14 protein-coding genes are annotated in these 13700 nt (G+C 71.0%); 7 read left to right on the top strand and 7 right to left on the bottom strand.

The genetic code is table 11. The features are described 5' to 3' along the window. Nucleotides 1–320, top strand: a 320-nt coding sequence (locus DJ70_RS15420; protein ID WP_143421057.1) for a Tfx family DNA-binding protein, incomplete at its 5' end; no start/stop codon positions are given. Nucleotides 321–364: 44 nt separating this feature from the next. On the opposite strand, the gene DJ70_RS15415 is transcribed toward DJ70_RS15420, so the two are convergent. Further along, nucleotides 365–1414: a succinylglutamate desuccinylase/aspartoacylase family protein gene (locus DJ70_RS15415; RefSeq protein WP_094534541.1), complete on the bottom strand. Its 1050-nt coding sequence runs from the start codon at nucleotides 1412–1414 to the stop codon at nucleotides 365–367. 96 nt (nucleotides 1415–1510) lie between these two features. Here DJ70_RS15415 and DJ70_RS15410 point away from each other — a divergent pair, with 96 nt between their 5' ends. Continuing rightward, entirely contained in the window at nucleotides 1511–2338 is an 828-nt protein-coding gene (locus DJ70_RS15410; RefSeq protein ID WP_094534539.1) for an MBL fold metallo-hydrolase, read from the top strand. A gap of 49 nt (nucleotides 2339–2387) precedes the next feature. Here the strand turns inward: DJ70_RS15410 and DJ70_RS15405 are convergent, their stop codons facing one another. Beyond that, nucleotides 2388–4898 carry a DEAD/DEAH box helicase gene (locus tag DJ70_RS15405; protein ID WP_094534537.1) on the bottom strand — a complete coding sequence of 837 codons (2511 nt, stop codon included), beginning with the start codon at nucleotides 4896–4898 and terminating at the stop codon, nucleotides 2388–2390. Nucleotides 4899–5224: 326 nt separating this feature from the next. Between DJ70_RS15405 and DJ70_RS15400 the strand changes: the two genes are divergently transcribed. Beyond that, a complete protein-coding gene (locus tag DJ70_RS15400) occupies nucleotides 5225–5659 on the top strand; it encodes a DUF5807 family protein (RefSeq protein WP_094534535.1) in 435 nt (144 codons plus the stop codon). A 10-nt stretch (nucleotides 5660–5669) separates the two neighbouring features. On the opposite strand, the gene DJ70_RS15395 is transcribed toward DJ70_RS15400, so the two are convergent. After that, a complete protein-coding gene (locus DJ70_RS15395) occupies nucleotides 5670–6746 on the bottom strand; it encodes an MBL fold metallo-hydrolase (RefSeq protein WP_094534533.1) in 1077 nt (358 codons plus the stop codon). A gap of 92 nt (nucleotides 6747–6838) precedes the next feature. After that, the gene (locus DJ70_RS15390) at nucleotides 6839–7864 is read right to left on the bottom strand and encodes a two-component system sensor histidine kinase NtrB (protein ID WP_094534531.1); all 1026 of its coding nucleotides are present in this window, start codon (nucleotides 7862–7864) and stop codon (nucleotides 6839–6841) included. Nucleotides 7865–7994: 130 nt separating this feature from the next. On the opposite strand from DJ70_RS15390, the gene DJ70_RS15385 reads away from it, so the two are divergent. Beyond that, entirely contained in the window at nucleotides 7995–8372 is a 378-nt protein-coding gene (locus DJ70_RS15385) for a hypothetical protein (RefSeq protein ID WP_094534529.1), read from the top strand. A 1-nt stretch (nucleotide 8373) separates the two neighbouring features. On the opposite strand, the gene DJ70_RS15380 is transcribed toward DJ70_RS15385, so the two are convergent. Further along, entirely contained in the window at nucleotides 8374–10245 is a 1872-nt protein-coding gene (locus DJ70_RS15380; RefSeq protein WP_094534527.1) for an acetyl-CoA carboxylase biotin carboxylase subunit, read from the bottom strand. 82 nt (nucleotides 10246–10327) lie between these two features. Between DJ70_RS15380 and DJ70_RS15375 the strand changes: the two genes are divergently transcribed. Then, complete coding sequence (locus DJ70_RS15375) at nucleotides 10328–10552, top strand: hypothetical protein (RefSeq protein ID WP_094534525.1); 225 nt, start codon at nucleotides 10328–10330, stop codon at nucleotides 10550–10552. 91 nt (nucleotides 10553–10643) lie between these two features. Here the strand turns inward: DJ70_RS15375 and DJ70_RS15370 are convergent, their stop codons facing one another. After that, nucleotides 10644–10955, bottom strand: coding sequence for a hypothetical protein (locus DJ70_RS15370; RefSeq protein WP_245810874.1), 312 nt, complete (start codon nucleotides 10953–10955; stop codon nucleotides 10644–10646). 1 nt (nucleotide 10956) lies between these two features. Continuing rightward, complete coding sequence (locus DJ70_RS15365; protein ID WP_094534543.1) at nucleotides 10957–12501, bottom strand: acyl-CoA carboxylase subunit beta; 1545 nt, start codon at nucleotides 12499–12501, stop codon at nucleotides 10957–10959. A 287-nt stretch (nucleotides 12502–12788) separates the two neighbouring features. On the opposite strand from DJ70_RS15365, the gene DJ70_RS15360 reads away from it, so the two are divergent. Both DJ70_RS15360 and rplJ read left to right on the top strand, forming a co-directional pair. Continuing rightward, on the top strand, nucleotides 12789–13427 hold the full coding sequence (locus DJ70_RS15360; RefSeq protein WP_094534523.1) for a 50S ribosomal protein L1: 639 nt from the start codon (nucleotides 12789–12791) through the stop codon (nucleotides 13425–13427). Beyond that, nucleotides 13424–13700: 50S ribosomal protein L10 (gene rplJ / locus DJ70_RS15355; protein WP_094534521.1), on the top strand; the 277-nt coding region annotated here is incomplete at its 3' end. The genes DJ70_RS15360 and rplJ, both read left to right, overlap by 4 nt.

The raw sequence follows: 13700 nt of genomic DNA, 5'->3' as shown, positions 1-13700 counted from the left end.
GCTCGACGTTGTCGCGCGCGAACGTCTCCAGCGTCGAGGCGAGCGCGCGCGACAACGTCGAGCGCGCGAAGGAGACCGTCGCGTTCGCCGAGGCGCTCTCCGCCCCGGTCCGCGTCGAGATCCCCGCGGGAACCGACCTCTACGACGCGCCACAGCGCGTGTACGACGCCTGCGACGAGGCGGGCGTGAAGGTGAGCCAGACCGCGCCGGACCTGATGAAGACCATCGGGGAACGCGCCGGCGACGCGGTGTACGGCCGGGAGGTCCGCGAGCGCCTGCTCGTCACGGTCGCCGCGGACGGCCGGATCCGAGTGCGGTGAGGGCGGTGAGCGCGTGACGCCGTCTCGCGGGGCCGTACGGCCTCTCACTCCGTGATCCGCTCGGCGACGCCCACCAGCGTCGCGCCCGCGGTGACGGTCGACTCGCGGGCGACGGAGTAGACGATCCCGTCGCGGTCCGCCTCGGCGACCTGGAGCGTCTCGAACGTCGTCGGGTCGTACACCTCGCCGAGCCGCTCGCCGTCCGCCACCTCGTCGCCGATCGCGAGGTCGGGCTCCGCCCGGAACAGCCCGGAGTCGGCCGCGGTCACCCGGCCGAGGTGGTTGCGGGCGACGGTCCCCGCCCACGGGTCGGCGTCGCCGGCGAGCACGCCCTCGTGCCGGAGGACGCCGACCATCCCGTCGACGCCGGTCTCGACCGCCTCCTCGACGACCTCGCGGCTGTGGGCGAGCTCCGGCGTGATCGTCGGGATCCCCTCGCGGGTGGCGGCCACGCGGAACTTCCCGCCGAAGTCCCGCTCCGCCCACTCCGTGTCCGCGTCGTCGCCGGCGGCCTCCGCCAACAGGAGGTCGGTGCCGAACGCCTCCGCGAGCCCTCGACAGGCCTCGTCGCCGCGCATGTAGACCGTGTGGGTGAGCATGGTCGGCGAGCCGGTATGGAGGTCGACGACCGCGTCGGCCGCGCTCGCGAACGGCCAGAGCCGCGCGGCCATCCGCTCGTGGAGCGTCCCGTCGGGGTCGCCGGGCCAACAGCGGTTCATGTTGGCGTTGATCGAGTCGAGCGACTCCGGCGTCGTGTAGGAGACGTGATCGAACGTGAGCGGGTCCGCCACCGGGACGCTCACGAGCGTCCCGCGGACGTCGTCGCCGACGGCGTCGCCGCTTCCGCCGCCGTCACCCTCCCCGTCCCCGCCCGTCAGCCGTTCGTGGAGCCGCCGGAGGACGGCCGCGCCGTTCACCTCCCGGCCGTGTTGGGCCGCCTGCGCGTAGACGACGGGCCCGCCGTCGTCGGGGACGTCGAGCTCGGGACCCTCCTCGGTGTCGACGAGGCTGCCCTCGCCGTAGACGTGGACGGTCGTGCGGATCGGGACGCCGGACGGGAGCCGTGCGAGGACGATCTCGCGGCTGTCGTGCATACCCCAGCGTGATCGCGGACTCGCTTATAAACCAGGGTCGCGGTGGGTGTCCCGACCACGGACGCTAAGGCCGTGCGGCGAGGAGGCCACGACGAGATGCGGGTCACGCTCCTCGGCACCGGCGACACGACGGGGACGCCCACCGCCGGCTGCGACTGTGCCACCTGCCGCGAGGCGCGCGAGCGCGGCGTGTCGCGCTCGCGCTTCTCGGTCCACGTCGCGAACGAGCGGACCGGCGAGTCGCTGCTGGTGGATTTCAGCCCCGACTTCCGGAGCCAGTTCCTGGACAACGACGTGGCGCTGCCGGACGCCGGGATCGTGACGCACATTCACTTCGACCACCTCGACGGACTCGGCAACGTCTACCGGCTCGTCGACGGGCTGCCCGTCCACGCGCCGAGCGGCACGGACCCGGCGACCGACGAGAGCGTCGCCGAGACGGTCCGGCGGAAGTACGACTACCTCGAGGACCGGATCGGCGTCCACTCGCGCGAGCCGTTCGACCCGTTCGAGGCCTGCGGGCTCGAAGTCCGGTTCGTCCCCGTCGACCACCCGCCCCTCCTGTGTTTCGGCGTCGTCATCGAGGACCCCGAGACCGGCGGGAAACTCTCGCTGACCGGGGACACGAGCTACGACGTGCCCGAGCGGTCCCGCGAGGCACTCGCCGACGCGGACCTCCTGCTCGCCGACGCCATCGTCCCCGCCTCGCTGTGTGACCACCACCCGATCGGCGGGCGCCACGAGGGTTCCGACGGCGTTCCGCGCACGTTCGGCACGAAACACATGACCCGCGAGGGCGCGCTCGCGCTCGCGGAGGAGCTGAACGCCGACCGAACGCGGCTCGTCCACCTCGCACACTTCTACCCGCCGGAGGAGGCGTTCGCGGAGCCGCTCGCGGTCGACGGCGAGACCTACGAGCTGTAGAGGGGAACCGGCCGGTCGCGACCGCGGTCGGCCGCGCTGGGTCGTCCGATCACTCGTACGCGCTCCCGACGACCTCGCGGATCCGCTCCGCGGTCACCGGGCCGACGCCCTCCACCTCCAACAGGTCGTCCTCCGGCGCGGTCATCACCGCCTCGACCGAGCCGAAGTGCTCGAGCAGCGCGCGGGCGGTGATCGGGCCGATGTCGGCGATGGAGGAGACGACGTACTCCTGTTGTTCCGCGCGGGTCTTCGTCGTCTTCTCGCCGTGGACGCTCACCTCGCGGTCGCGCGTCTCCTGTTCGCGTCTGGCGATCGTCGCGAGCAGCTCCGTGGTGTCCGTCTCGCCCTCGGTCCGGAGGACGCTGATCCCGAAATCGACCGCGAGCGACGCGAGCGCGCCGCGGATCGCGTTGGGGTCGACGTCGCGCTGACCGTAGAGGTTCGTTCCCTCGACGATCAGGACCGGACGGGCGTACGCCCGCGACAGCTCGCCGACCTGCTCGAACATCGACCGGTCGGCATCGAGCATGGAGTCGACGAAGTCCGCGGCCGACTTCCGCTCGACGGCGACCCGGTCCGAGAGCACGTAATCCCCCACGGCGAGCGTCTCCAGTCGAGTGACGAGCCCGTTCCGCGTCGAGAGGGCCTTCGCGATGGAGGAGTCGAGCTCGCGCTGGTCGATCACGACCTCGACCCCCTCGTCGACGCCGGCGGTCGCGACGACGGCGGTCTCGTCGTCTCCGGCGTCGCTGTCGTCGCCCTCGCCGCCCGCGTCGTCGCCGCCTCGACTGTCGCCGTCGTCCGCGGCGTCGTCCCCGCCTTCCCCGCCCTCGCGGGCCTCCGCGGCGAAGTCGGTCAGTCCGGGATCGTCGTCTCCGTCGTCCGCGTCGGCGACGGCGGCGGTATCGCCGGCGGGGGCGTCCGCGTCGCTGCCGGTGGCGTCGTCCGCGTTGCCGGCGGCGGAACCACCCCCGGCGAACGCGTCGAGCCCGGCCTGCCCGTCGTCGCCGACCGTGTCCTCGATGTCGTCGGTGGCGGCCTTCAGGTCGGCGAGCTGGCTCGCCATCTCCTTCTCGCGCCGCCTGGAGATCCAGAAGAACGCCTCGTCGCGGGTGTCCTCGGCCATCAACACGACGACCTTCCCCTCCGCCTGCCTCCCGGTCCGTCCCTTGCGCTGGATGGACCGGATCGCGGTGGGGACCGGCTCGTAGAAGCAGACGAGATCGACCTCGGGCACGTCGAGGCCCTCCTCGGCGACGCTCGTGGAGACGAGCACCTCGAACGCCCCGGCCTTGAACTCCTCGAGCGTCTCCTGCTGCCGTTTCTGGCTCATGCCGTCCGACCCCTCCTTGTCGCCCTGGCCGACGAACTTCCGGACGTCGAAGCTCGCCTCGAGGAACTCGACGAGCGCCTCCGCGGTGTCTCTCGACTCCGTGAAGAGGATCGCGCGCTCCCCCTCGTTGATCCCGAGCGTCTCCGCGAGCAGGATCCGCGCCTTCGAGAACTTGGGATGGAGCCCGTCGAACGACTCGGCCTTCCGCATCGCCTCCCGCACTTTGGGCTCCGCGACCATCCGCTGGCTCGCCTTCGACGCCCCCGACGAGCGGGCGGCCTCGCGCTGGCGCTCGAAGTACCGCCGGACCGACTCCACCGACTGCGTCTCGACCAGTTCGACCGCCCGGCGGAGCTTCATCACCTCGGCGTGGGTGCTCATCCCCTTGTACCCGTCCGACTGGTCGTTGTCCATCATCCGTTTCAGCTTCCCGCGCATCTCGTTGAGGTCGCGCTGGGAGAGGTCCGGGCTCGTCCTGTTCGTCACGCCGAGCGACTTCAGCTTCTCAAGGCGGTCCGTGATCACCTCGTTCAACGCGTCGCGGATCTCGAGGACCTCCTCCGGCAAGGTCACCCGCTCCCAGCGAACGTCCGTGTCGTGGGTGTACTCGTCGACGTCGGCGTCGTCCTCGGTCATCACCTCCACGTTCGTCAGTCCGAGGTTCTCACAGACGGTCTCGATCTCCTCGATGTCGCCGCCGGGGGAGGCCGACATCCCCGTCACGAGCGGGTCGGCGGCGTCGGCGTGGTAGCGCTCGGCGATGTAGACGTACGCGTAGTCGCCGGTCGCGCGGTGACACTCGTCGAAGGTCAGGTGGGTCACGTCGCGGACGGAGATCCGGTTGCCGACGAGGTCGTTCTCGATCACCTGCGGCGTCGCGATCACGACGCGGGCGTCGCCGAACAGCGCCGCGCGGTCCTCGGGCTTCACGTCGCCGGTGAACACGACGATCTCGTCGTCCGGGATCGCCATCGCCTCGCGGTAGAACTCCGCGTGCTGCTGGACGAGCGGCTTGGTCGGGGCCAGAAACAGCGCGGTGCCGCCGGCCTCGTGGAGCCGCCTCGCGGTGACGAGCAGGCTCACCGTGGTCTTGCCGAGGCCGGTCGGGAGACACACCAGCGTGTGGTCGTCGACCGCGGCGTCCGCGAGCTGAAGCTGGTAGCGGCGGGACTGGAGGAAGTCGTCGACGAGCAACGGGTGGTCGATCCCTGCGGCCTCGGTCGCCATCGGCGGCGCTTCGCCGCGGTCGGCCTAAAGGTTTCGTGAACCGGGGTGAAAGTTATCGGTCGCCGGGGCGGTCCTCTCGAACCTCCTCCGGCACGTCCTCGTCGACCAGCTTCGCCCACTCGACGAGCCGGTCTCCGGTCGGGGTTTGCGTGCTCATCGGCTGACGGATCTCCGTGGTTCGTATTAACACTTACCCCGATTCCAGCCTCGTCGGGATCGGTTCGGGCCGCGAGGCGGGGGCGACCGCGGGTTCGCGCCGCCCGTGCGGCCGGCGACGGCGCGGCGCGACTCGCACCCCTTTTAGGCTTCACGCGCCTCCGGTCGGCATGAGCAAGCTCGAGACGTTTCTCGCCGGCGACCGGCTCGACGACGTCGTGTTCTACCTGAGCGACGCGTACCTCGACGACGACTCGCGGCTCCGGGAGGTCGGCACCGAGACCGACGACGGGGTCCGGCTCGTCCTCGACGGCGAGACCGGCCGCTCGGCGTTTCAGGCGGGGACGGGCATGGGCGCGATGGAGTTCGCGAAGGAGGCGATGGCCAACGAGGGCGCGATCGCCCGCTCGCTCGACGACGGCGAGTGTCCGGTCGCCGAAGCCGACGACGAGGACCACGACGTCCGGTTCGTGTTCGCGTTCGCCGAGGGAGAGAACCCGGAAGTGGGGGGGCTCTACGCCGAGGGCGACGTGGTCCACGCGTACGCACACTGTACCTGCGGGGAGAGCTACTCGCACAAGTGGGTCGTCGGCGAGCGAGCGTAGCGCGACGGCCTCACAGATCCCGGCCCGTCGCGTCGAGCGCCACGGACGGGAACAGCGCGTCCACGCTGGGGTCCGGATCGACGAGGCGGTAGGCGGTCCCGTCGCGCTCGAGGACGCCGGCGCGCTCGAGGTGGTCGAGGTGCGCGAACGCCTCGCCCGGCCCGTGGAGCGTGTGGATCCCCTCGAGGTCGCCGAACAGCGCCGCCGACACCTCCCAGGCGGTGGCCGGGCCCGACTCCAGGACGCCGATCACCCGCCGGGTGCGGTCGCGGTGGTGGTCGAGGATCTCCGCGGCCCGCCGGCTCGGCTCGTCGATCCGCTCGCGGTGGCCGGGGTGTGCGGCGTCCCAGTCGCGCTCGACGATCCGGACGAGGCTGTCGGCGTAGGCGGCGAGCGGCGTCTCGACGCGGACGTCCGCGCCGCCGACGTTCGGGGTGTACCGCGGCAGCAGCGCGTCGCCGGTGAACGCCTCGGCCGGGGGACGATCGTCGCGGGCGCTCGCCCCGGCGGTTCCCCCCTCGCCGCTCCCCCGGACGGGGGCGTGTCCCGGAACCGTCCGCGGGTCGAACGCGAACGCGCAGAGCCCGGCGGTGTGTCCGGGCAGGTGGACCGTCTCCAGCGTGACCCCGCCGAGGTCGATCGTCTCGCCGTCGCCGATCGGCGTCACGTCGGCCTCGCGGCCGTAGATGTCCGTTCCCGCACGCTCGAAGAAGTCGGTCAGCCGCTCGCGCGCCTCGGCCGGCATCCCCCACCGGTCGAACATCTCCCGCCGGACGGCCGGATCCGCCGCGAGGGGTCGCTCCCGGCCGTCGACGAGCGGGGCGTCCGCCTCGTGGACGTACACCGACGCGCCGCCTTCCGCCTGGATCTCGCCGGCCAGCCCGGCGTGGTCGGGGTGCCAGTGGGTGAGCACGATCGCGTCGACGTCGGCGAAGTCGACGCCGTGTCCCGACAGGCCCTCCCGCAGGTCCGCGCGCACCGCCGGGATCGAGACGGCGGTGTCGACGAGCGTCGTCCGGTCCGCCTCGATCAGGTAGGCGTCGTTCTCGCCCTCGAAGACGGTGTTCCCGAGCTGGATCCGTTTCACGTCCGTCGATCGGCGGGACCCCCCTTCAGCGTTGCTACCGCGGGAGCTCGCCCGAGTCGGACGCCCTCCGTCGCTCCGGGCGTCGGTCTTCGTCACCTCGACGCGCGGATCCCCGTCACCTCGAAGCGCGCACCGCCGTCGGCGCCCTCGGTCGCGCGGACCGCCCAGCCGTGCGCCTCGGCGATCCGCTCGACGATGCTCAGGCCGAACCCGGTCCCCTCCTCGGCGGTCGTGTAGCCGCTCTCGAAGATCGACTCGCGGTGCTCCTCGGGGATCCCCGGCCCGTCGTCCGCGACGTAGAACCCGGCGCCGTCCTCGAGGACGCCCGCCGTGACGGTCACCGCGTCGCCCCCGTGTTCTATCGCGTTCCGGATCAGGTTCTCCAGGAGGCCTTCCAGCCGGCTCCCGTCGGCGACGAACGTCAGATCCCCGTCCGTCCGGAGGGTCGCCTCCTCCGTCGCGACGTTCGCCCACGCCCGCTCGACGATCGCGGAGAGGTCCACGCGCTCCGGTTCGTCCAGTTCGGCGCCGGCCCGCGCCAGCGACAGCAGGTCGTCGATGAGCGACCGCATCCGGTCGTGTGCGCGCTCGATGTCGTCGATCTGCGGCGAGTCACACTCCTCGCGGAGGAGATCGAGCCGACCGTCGGCGACGTTGAGCGGGTTCCGCAGGTCGTGTGAGACGATGCTCGCGAACTCGTCGAGGCGCTCGTTCTTCCGCCGCAGCGACTCCTCCCGCCGCTTCCGTTCCGTGACGTCGCGGATGACGCCGACGCGATCGATGTCCTCGTCGCCCGGAACCGGGGCGAACCGCATCTCCACGGGGAACGTGTCGCCGGCGGCCGTCTCGAAGTCGTACTCGATCACGCCGACGTCGCGGTCGCCCGCGGCGAGCTCCTCGCGCGCCCGCCGCGCCTTCCCCGCCGCCTCCTCCGTGACCCACTCGTAGATGTGCGTCCCGATCAGCTCCTCGCGGTCCGCCCCCTTCATCTCGGCGTACCGGTCGTTGACGTACACGATGGTCCCCTCGGGGTCGACCGCGTACACGCCGTCCTCGAGCGACTCGAGGACCGTCTCGTACCGTCGCAGTTCCCGATCTTGGGGGGTTCGATCGCTCATGTGGCCGTTCGATACGTACTGTGTCCGCCCGGATCATAAAGCGATCGCCGAGCGGCCGATCGACCCCCGCGACCGGACCCGCTCGTCCGAGCCGCGACGCGCTTTTGGTCGCCCCGGCCGACGATCCGTCATGGAGTATCAACCCGGAGTCTGTAACATCGGACCGGCCCAGCGACGGCGACGGCTCCTGCTCGGCGTCGTCTCGCTGCTTGCCGCGGTCGCGTTCGTCGTCGCGGTCGTCGCCGTCGACCTGCCGCGCTGGACGCTGGCTCTCGCGGTCTTCCCGCTGTACGGGGCGGCGATGGGGTACTTCCAGTACCGCGAGCGGTTCTGCGTCGGGTTCGCCGGGATCGGCGTCTTCGACGTGGGCGGGGGAACGGAACGGGTCGACGACCCGGCGGCGCTCGCGGCCGACCGGCGGCGCGCGGTTCGATTGAACCTCAAGTCGCTGGCCGTCGGCGGCCTCGTCGCCCTGGCGATCTACGGGGTCGCGGTCGTGGCGGTGTAGCTCACTCCAGGACGACCAACACGTCGCCCATGTCGACGCCGTCGCCCTCCGCGACGTGGACGCTCGCGACGGTGCCGCCGCGCTCGGCGACGACGTCGTTCTCCATCTTCATCGCCTCGAGGACGCAGACCACGTCGCCGGCGGCGACCTCGTCGCCCTCCGCGACGTCCACCGAGAGGATCGTTCCCTGCATCTCCGCGTCGATCGCCTCGCCGCCCTCCGCGACGTCGACGCCGCCGTCGTCGCCGTCGTCGTCGGTCGCCTGCGGGGGGCGCTGCCGTCGGCCTCCGCCCGATCCCGCGCCGGACCCGGCGCCGGAGGTCGGGATCGCGGGCGCGCCGCGCTCCTCCAGGTCCACCTGGAAGCGCTTGCCGTTCACCTCGACCGTGAACTCGCGTTCGGTCACCTCCTCGTCGTCCTCGCTCGCGGACGCCTCCGTCCCCCAACGCTCCTGTGCGTCGGCGATCCGGTCGGGATCGACCGCCTCGTCGAGGTACTTCGTCGTGTGCGTGCCGTCGAGGAAGCGCTCGTCCGAGAGCATGAGCCGGTGGAACGGGACGATGGTGACGACGCCCTCCAGGTCGTACTCGGCGAGGGCGCGCCGCGAGCGCGCGAGACACTCCTCGCGGTCCCGCCCCCACACGATCAGCTTCGCGATCATCGAGTCGTAGTCGGTGACCAGCTCGTCGCCCTGCCGGAGCGCGTCGTCGACGCGGACGCCGATCCCGCCCGGCGGGTCGTAGACGTCCAGCCGTCCCTCGCTGGCGGGCTGGAACCCCTCGGCGGCGTTCTCGGCGTTGATCCGGAACTCGATCGCGTGGCCCTCCAGTTCCACGTCGGCCTGCGTGATCGAGAGCCCCTCGCCGCTCGCGACCCGGAGCTGTTCTTTCACGATGTCGATGCCCGTCAGCGCCTCCGTCACCGTGTGTTCGACCTGTATCCGCGTGTTGACCTCGAGGAAGTAGAAGGGCGTGTCGGGGCCGAGCGGCTCCTCGGGGTCGCGGTCGGGGTCCTCCTCGACGAGGAACTCGACGGTTCCAGCGTTGGTGTAGTCGGCGGCGGCGACGCCGCGGCGGGCGGCCGCGCCGATCCGCTCGCGCAGTTCGTCGGAGAGCGCCGGGGAGGGCCCCTCCTCGATCACCTTCTGGTGGCGGCGCTGGAGCGAGCAGTCGCGCTCGCCGAGGTGGACCACGTCGCTCTCGCTCACCGAGCCATCCGGGTCGTCGGCGACGACCTGGACCTCGACGTGGCGGGGGGTCTGGAGGTAGCGTTCGAGGTACACCGAGTCGTTCGAGAAGTACGCCTCGCCCTCGCGCTTGGCGGACTCGAGCGCCTCCGCGGCCTCGTCCGCGCTCTCGACGATCTTCATCCCGCGGCCGCCGCCGCCGCCCTCGGCCTTGATCGCGACCGGGTAGCCGTGTTCCGCGCCGAACTCGCGGACGGTCTCCGCGTCGGTGACCGGCTCGGTCGTCCCCGGCACGATCGGCACGTCGGCCTCGGCCATCGCGCGCCGGGCGTGGGTCTTCTCGCCGAGCCGCTCCATCGCGTCGCTCGCGGGGCCGATCCAGACGATCCCGTCGGCCGCCTCGACGCGCGCCGCGAAGTCGGCGTTCTCGGCGAGGAAGCCGTAGCCGGGGTGGACCGCGTCGGCGTCGGCCGCGCGCGCGGCGTCGAGCACCGCCTCCCCGTCGAGGTAGGAGTCGGCTGCGCGCGCCGGCCCGACGTTGTACGCCTCGTCGGCGTAGCGGACGTGTCCGGCGTGTCTGTCCGCGTCGCTGTAGACGGCGACCGTCTCGACGCCCAGTTCCTCGCAGGCGCGCATCACGCGGACGGCGATCTCGCCGCGGTTCGCGACCAGTACCTTGTCGAACATTCCTGTCGGTCCGTTCTCGGAAAGCACACCTCATTCTGTCGGTCCGGGACGGTTAAGGGGTCCCGAGCCCGGATCGTCGGGTATGATCTCCGCAGGGAACCCCTACGTGTTGCCGTCGGTGCTCGTCGGCGCGGCCGTCTACCTCGCGCTCTCCGTCCTCACCGACGCCTCCGTGCTCGTCCGGGTCGGCGTCCTCGTCGCCATCGCCGGCGTCGTGCCGGTCGTCGTGAACCGGGTCGTCGGGGCGGTCCGCGGGGAGGACGCGGTCGACGCCGAGGTCGATCCCGTCGCCGACCCGGAGGAGTAGCGACGAGGAGGGCGGCCGCGGAGTCGTCGCGGCCGATCCCCCGACCGCGGCTTCGTCGACGTCGCGGTCGAGCCGACCGGCCGCTGCGGCCTCAGAACCGGTCGAGCCGACCGGCCGCCGCCCACGGGTCCGAGGGTGCGTCCTCGGGAACGCGAGCGCGACGCCCCCGCACCGACTCCAGGCGGCCGGCGAACCCCCAGCGGTCGCCGCGCCACCCCGAGTCGCCGCCCTCGTCGGCCGCGGCGGCCGCCGCGGCCTCCCGGTCGCGGAGGTGTGCCGCGACCGCGACCGCGATGGCCGCGGCCTCCTCGTCGTCGGCGTCGTCGGGGATCCGCAGGTCGCCGGCGTCGAACCGGGCGGGCGAGATCGGCTCCGTCTCCCCCGCGGGCGCGTCCGTCGTCATCTCAGATCGGGATGTTGCCGTGTTTCTTGTCGGGAGCCTCCTCGCGTTTCCCCGTCAGCATCTCCAGGTCGTCGACGAGGCGCGCTCGCGTTTCGGTCGGCTCGATCACGTCGTCGACGAAGCCGCGGTCGGCGGCGGTGTAGGGGTTCGCGAACTCCTCGCGGTACTCGTCTATCAGCTCCTGTCTGTGCGCCTCCGTGTCGTCGGCCGCCTCCAGCTCCTCGCGGTAGAGCACGTTCACGGCCCCCTTCGGCCCCATCACAGCGATCTCCGCGGTCGGCCACGCGTAGTTGACGTCGCCGCCGATGTGTTTCGAGGACATCACGCAGTAGGCCCCGCCGTACGCCTTCCGGGTGATCACGGTGAGAAGCGGCACGGTCGCCTCCGAGAAGGCGTACAACAGCTTCGCGCCGTGACGGATGATCCCGTCGTGCTCCTGGTCCGTGCCGGGCATGAAGCCGGGCACGTCCTCGAAGGTGAGGATGGGGACGTTGAAGGCGTCACAGAAGCGGACGAACCGCGCGGCCTTCTGGCTCGACTCGATGTCGAGCGTGCCGGCGTTGACGCGCGGGTTGTTGGCGACGATCCCCACCGAACGCCCGTCGAGGCGGGCGAAGCCGACGACGACGTTCTTCGCGAAGTTCTCCTGAACCTCGAAGAAGGATCCCTCGTCGACGACCCGCCCGATCACCTCCTTCATGTCGTACGGCTTCCGGGGGGCGTCGGGGACGATCTCGGTCAGCTCCTCGTCGGCGCGTTCGGGGTCGTCCCACGGCTCGACGCGCGGGGGGTCCTCGACGTTGTTCTGCGGGAGGTACGAGAGCAGCCGGGCGATGCCGTCGAGGGCGTCCTCCTCCGACTCCTCGGCGAAGTGGGCGACGCCGGAGGTCGCGGTGTGGGTGACCGCGCCGCCGAGCTCCTCGAAGCTCACCTCCTCGCCGGTGACCGTCTCGATCACGTCCGGCCCGGTGATGAACATGTGGGAGGTGTCCTTCACCATGAACGTGAAGTCGGTGATGGCGGGCGAGTACACCGCGCCGCCGGCACACGGCCCCATGATCGCCGAGATCTGCGGGATCACCCCCGAGGCCTCCGTGTTGCGCCGGAATATCTCCGCGAAACCGCCGAGCGAGGCGACGCCCTCCTGGATCCGCGCGCCCGCGGAGTCGTTGAGTCCGATCACGGGCGCGCCGACGTCCATCGCCTTGTCCATCACCTTACAGACCTTCTCGGCGAACACCTCGCCGAGCGAGCCGCCGAAGACGGTGAAGTCGTGTGCGAACACGAACGTCTTGCGCCCGTTCACCTCGCCGTAGCCGGTCACCACGCCGTCGCCGGGGAGCCGCTGTTCCTCCATCCCGAAGGTGTGGTTCCGGTGGGTACGGAACTGGTCGAACTCGTGGAACGTGCCGTCGTCGAGGAAGTAGTCGATCCGCTCGCGGGCGGTCATCTTTCCCTTCTCGTGTTGGGAGGCGATCCGGTCGTCGCCGCCCCCCTTCACGGCCCGTTCGCGGCGCTCCCGGAGGTCCTCGATCCGGTCGTCCATCGTCACGCTGGACCACCCTGCGTCATTGGAGTACGGGTCGGCGAGCGCCGTCAAAAGGGTTCCCCTATGCGACGAGACGTGGGTTCGACGCGTGTCGTACACGCGGCCGCGCGTTCCCCCGGCGTCGGCGAGGGTGCCGGCGTGCCGGCGTTACGGGGGCTGTCGCCGGTTCACACGGGGACGGGGGCTTCGACGGTTTTAAGCGTCCGATGGGCCACTCTCCGATGAGACAGGCTTCGCCTGTTTCACTGACCCGTAGGAGCGACCTGCGTACTACGGAGGTGAAAATGGCAGACACAATACAAGAGGCCGTGACCCTCGCACTCGATGAGGCCCCCGAGCGGAACTTCCGCGAGACGGTGGACCTCGCCATCAACCTGCGAGACCTCGACCTCAACGATCCGTCGAATCGCGTCGACGAGTCCGTCGTGCTGCCGGCTGGAACTGGACAGGAGACACGCATCGTCGTCTTCGCGGAGGGCGAAACCGCCGTCCGCGCCGCCGAAGTCGCCGACGAGGTCCTCGACGGCGAGGAGCTCGCCGACCTCGGCGACGACGACGACCGCGCGAAGGACCTGGCCGACGAGACCGACTTCTTCGTCGCGGAGGCCAACCTGATGCAGGACATCGGTCGGTACCTCGGTACCGTCCTCGGTCCGCGCGGCAAGATGCCGACTCCCCTACAGCCGGACGACGACGTCGTCGAGACAGTAAACCGGATGAAGAACACGGTGCAGCTCCGGTCGCGTGACCGGCGCACCTTCCACACGCGCGTCGGCGCGGAGGACATGGACGCCGAGGACATCTCGAGCAACATCGACGTCATCGTCCGTCGACTCGAGGCCGACCTCGAGAAGGGCCCGCTCAACATCGACGGGATCTACGTGAAGACCACGATGGGTCCCGCGAAGGAGGTGCCCGTATGAGCTCCGCCCGCAAGACCGAGACGATCCCGCAGTGGAAACGCGAGGAGGTCGACGAGCTCGTCGAGTTCATCGACTCGTTCAACTCCGTCGGGATCGTCGGCGTCGCCGGCATCCCGAGCCGTCAGCTCCAGGCCATGCGCCGCGAGCTCCACGGCTCCGCGGACGTCCGGATGAGCCGCAACACGCTCACCGTCCGCGCGTTGGAGGAGGTCGACGGGGGCGTCGAGGAGCTGACCGAGTACGTCGCCGGGCAGGTGGCGCTCATCGGCACCA

Source organism: Halorubrum halodurans (assembly GCF_002252985.1).
GTDB classification, from domain to species: domain Archaea; phylum Halobacteriota; class Halobacteria; order Halobacteriales; family Haloferacaceae; genus Halorubrum; species Halorubrum halodurans.
Note: the sequence above shows the minus strand (reverse complement) of the source record. Positions and strands in the feature narration are given on the sequence as shown.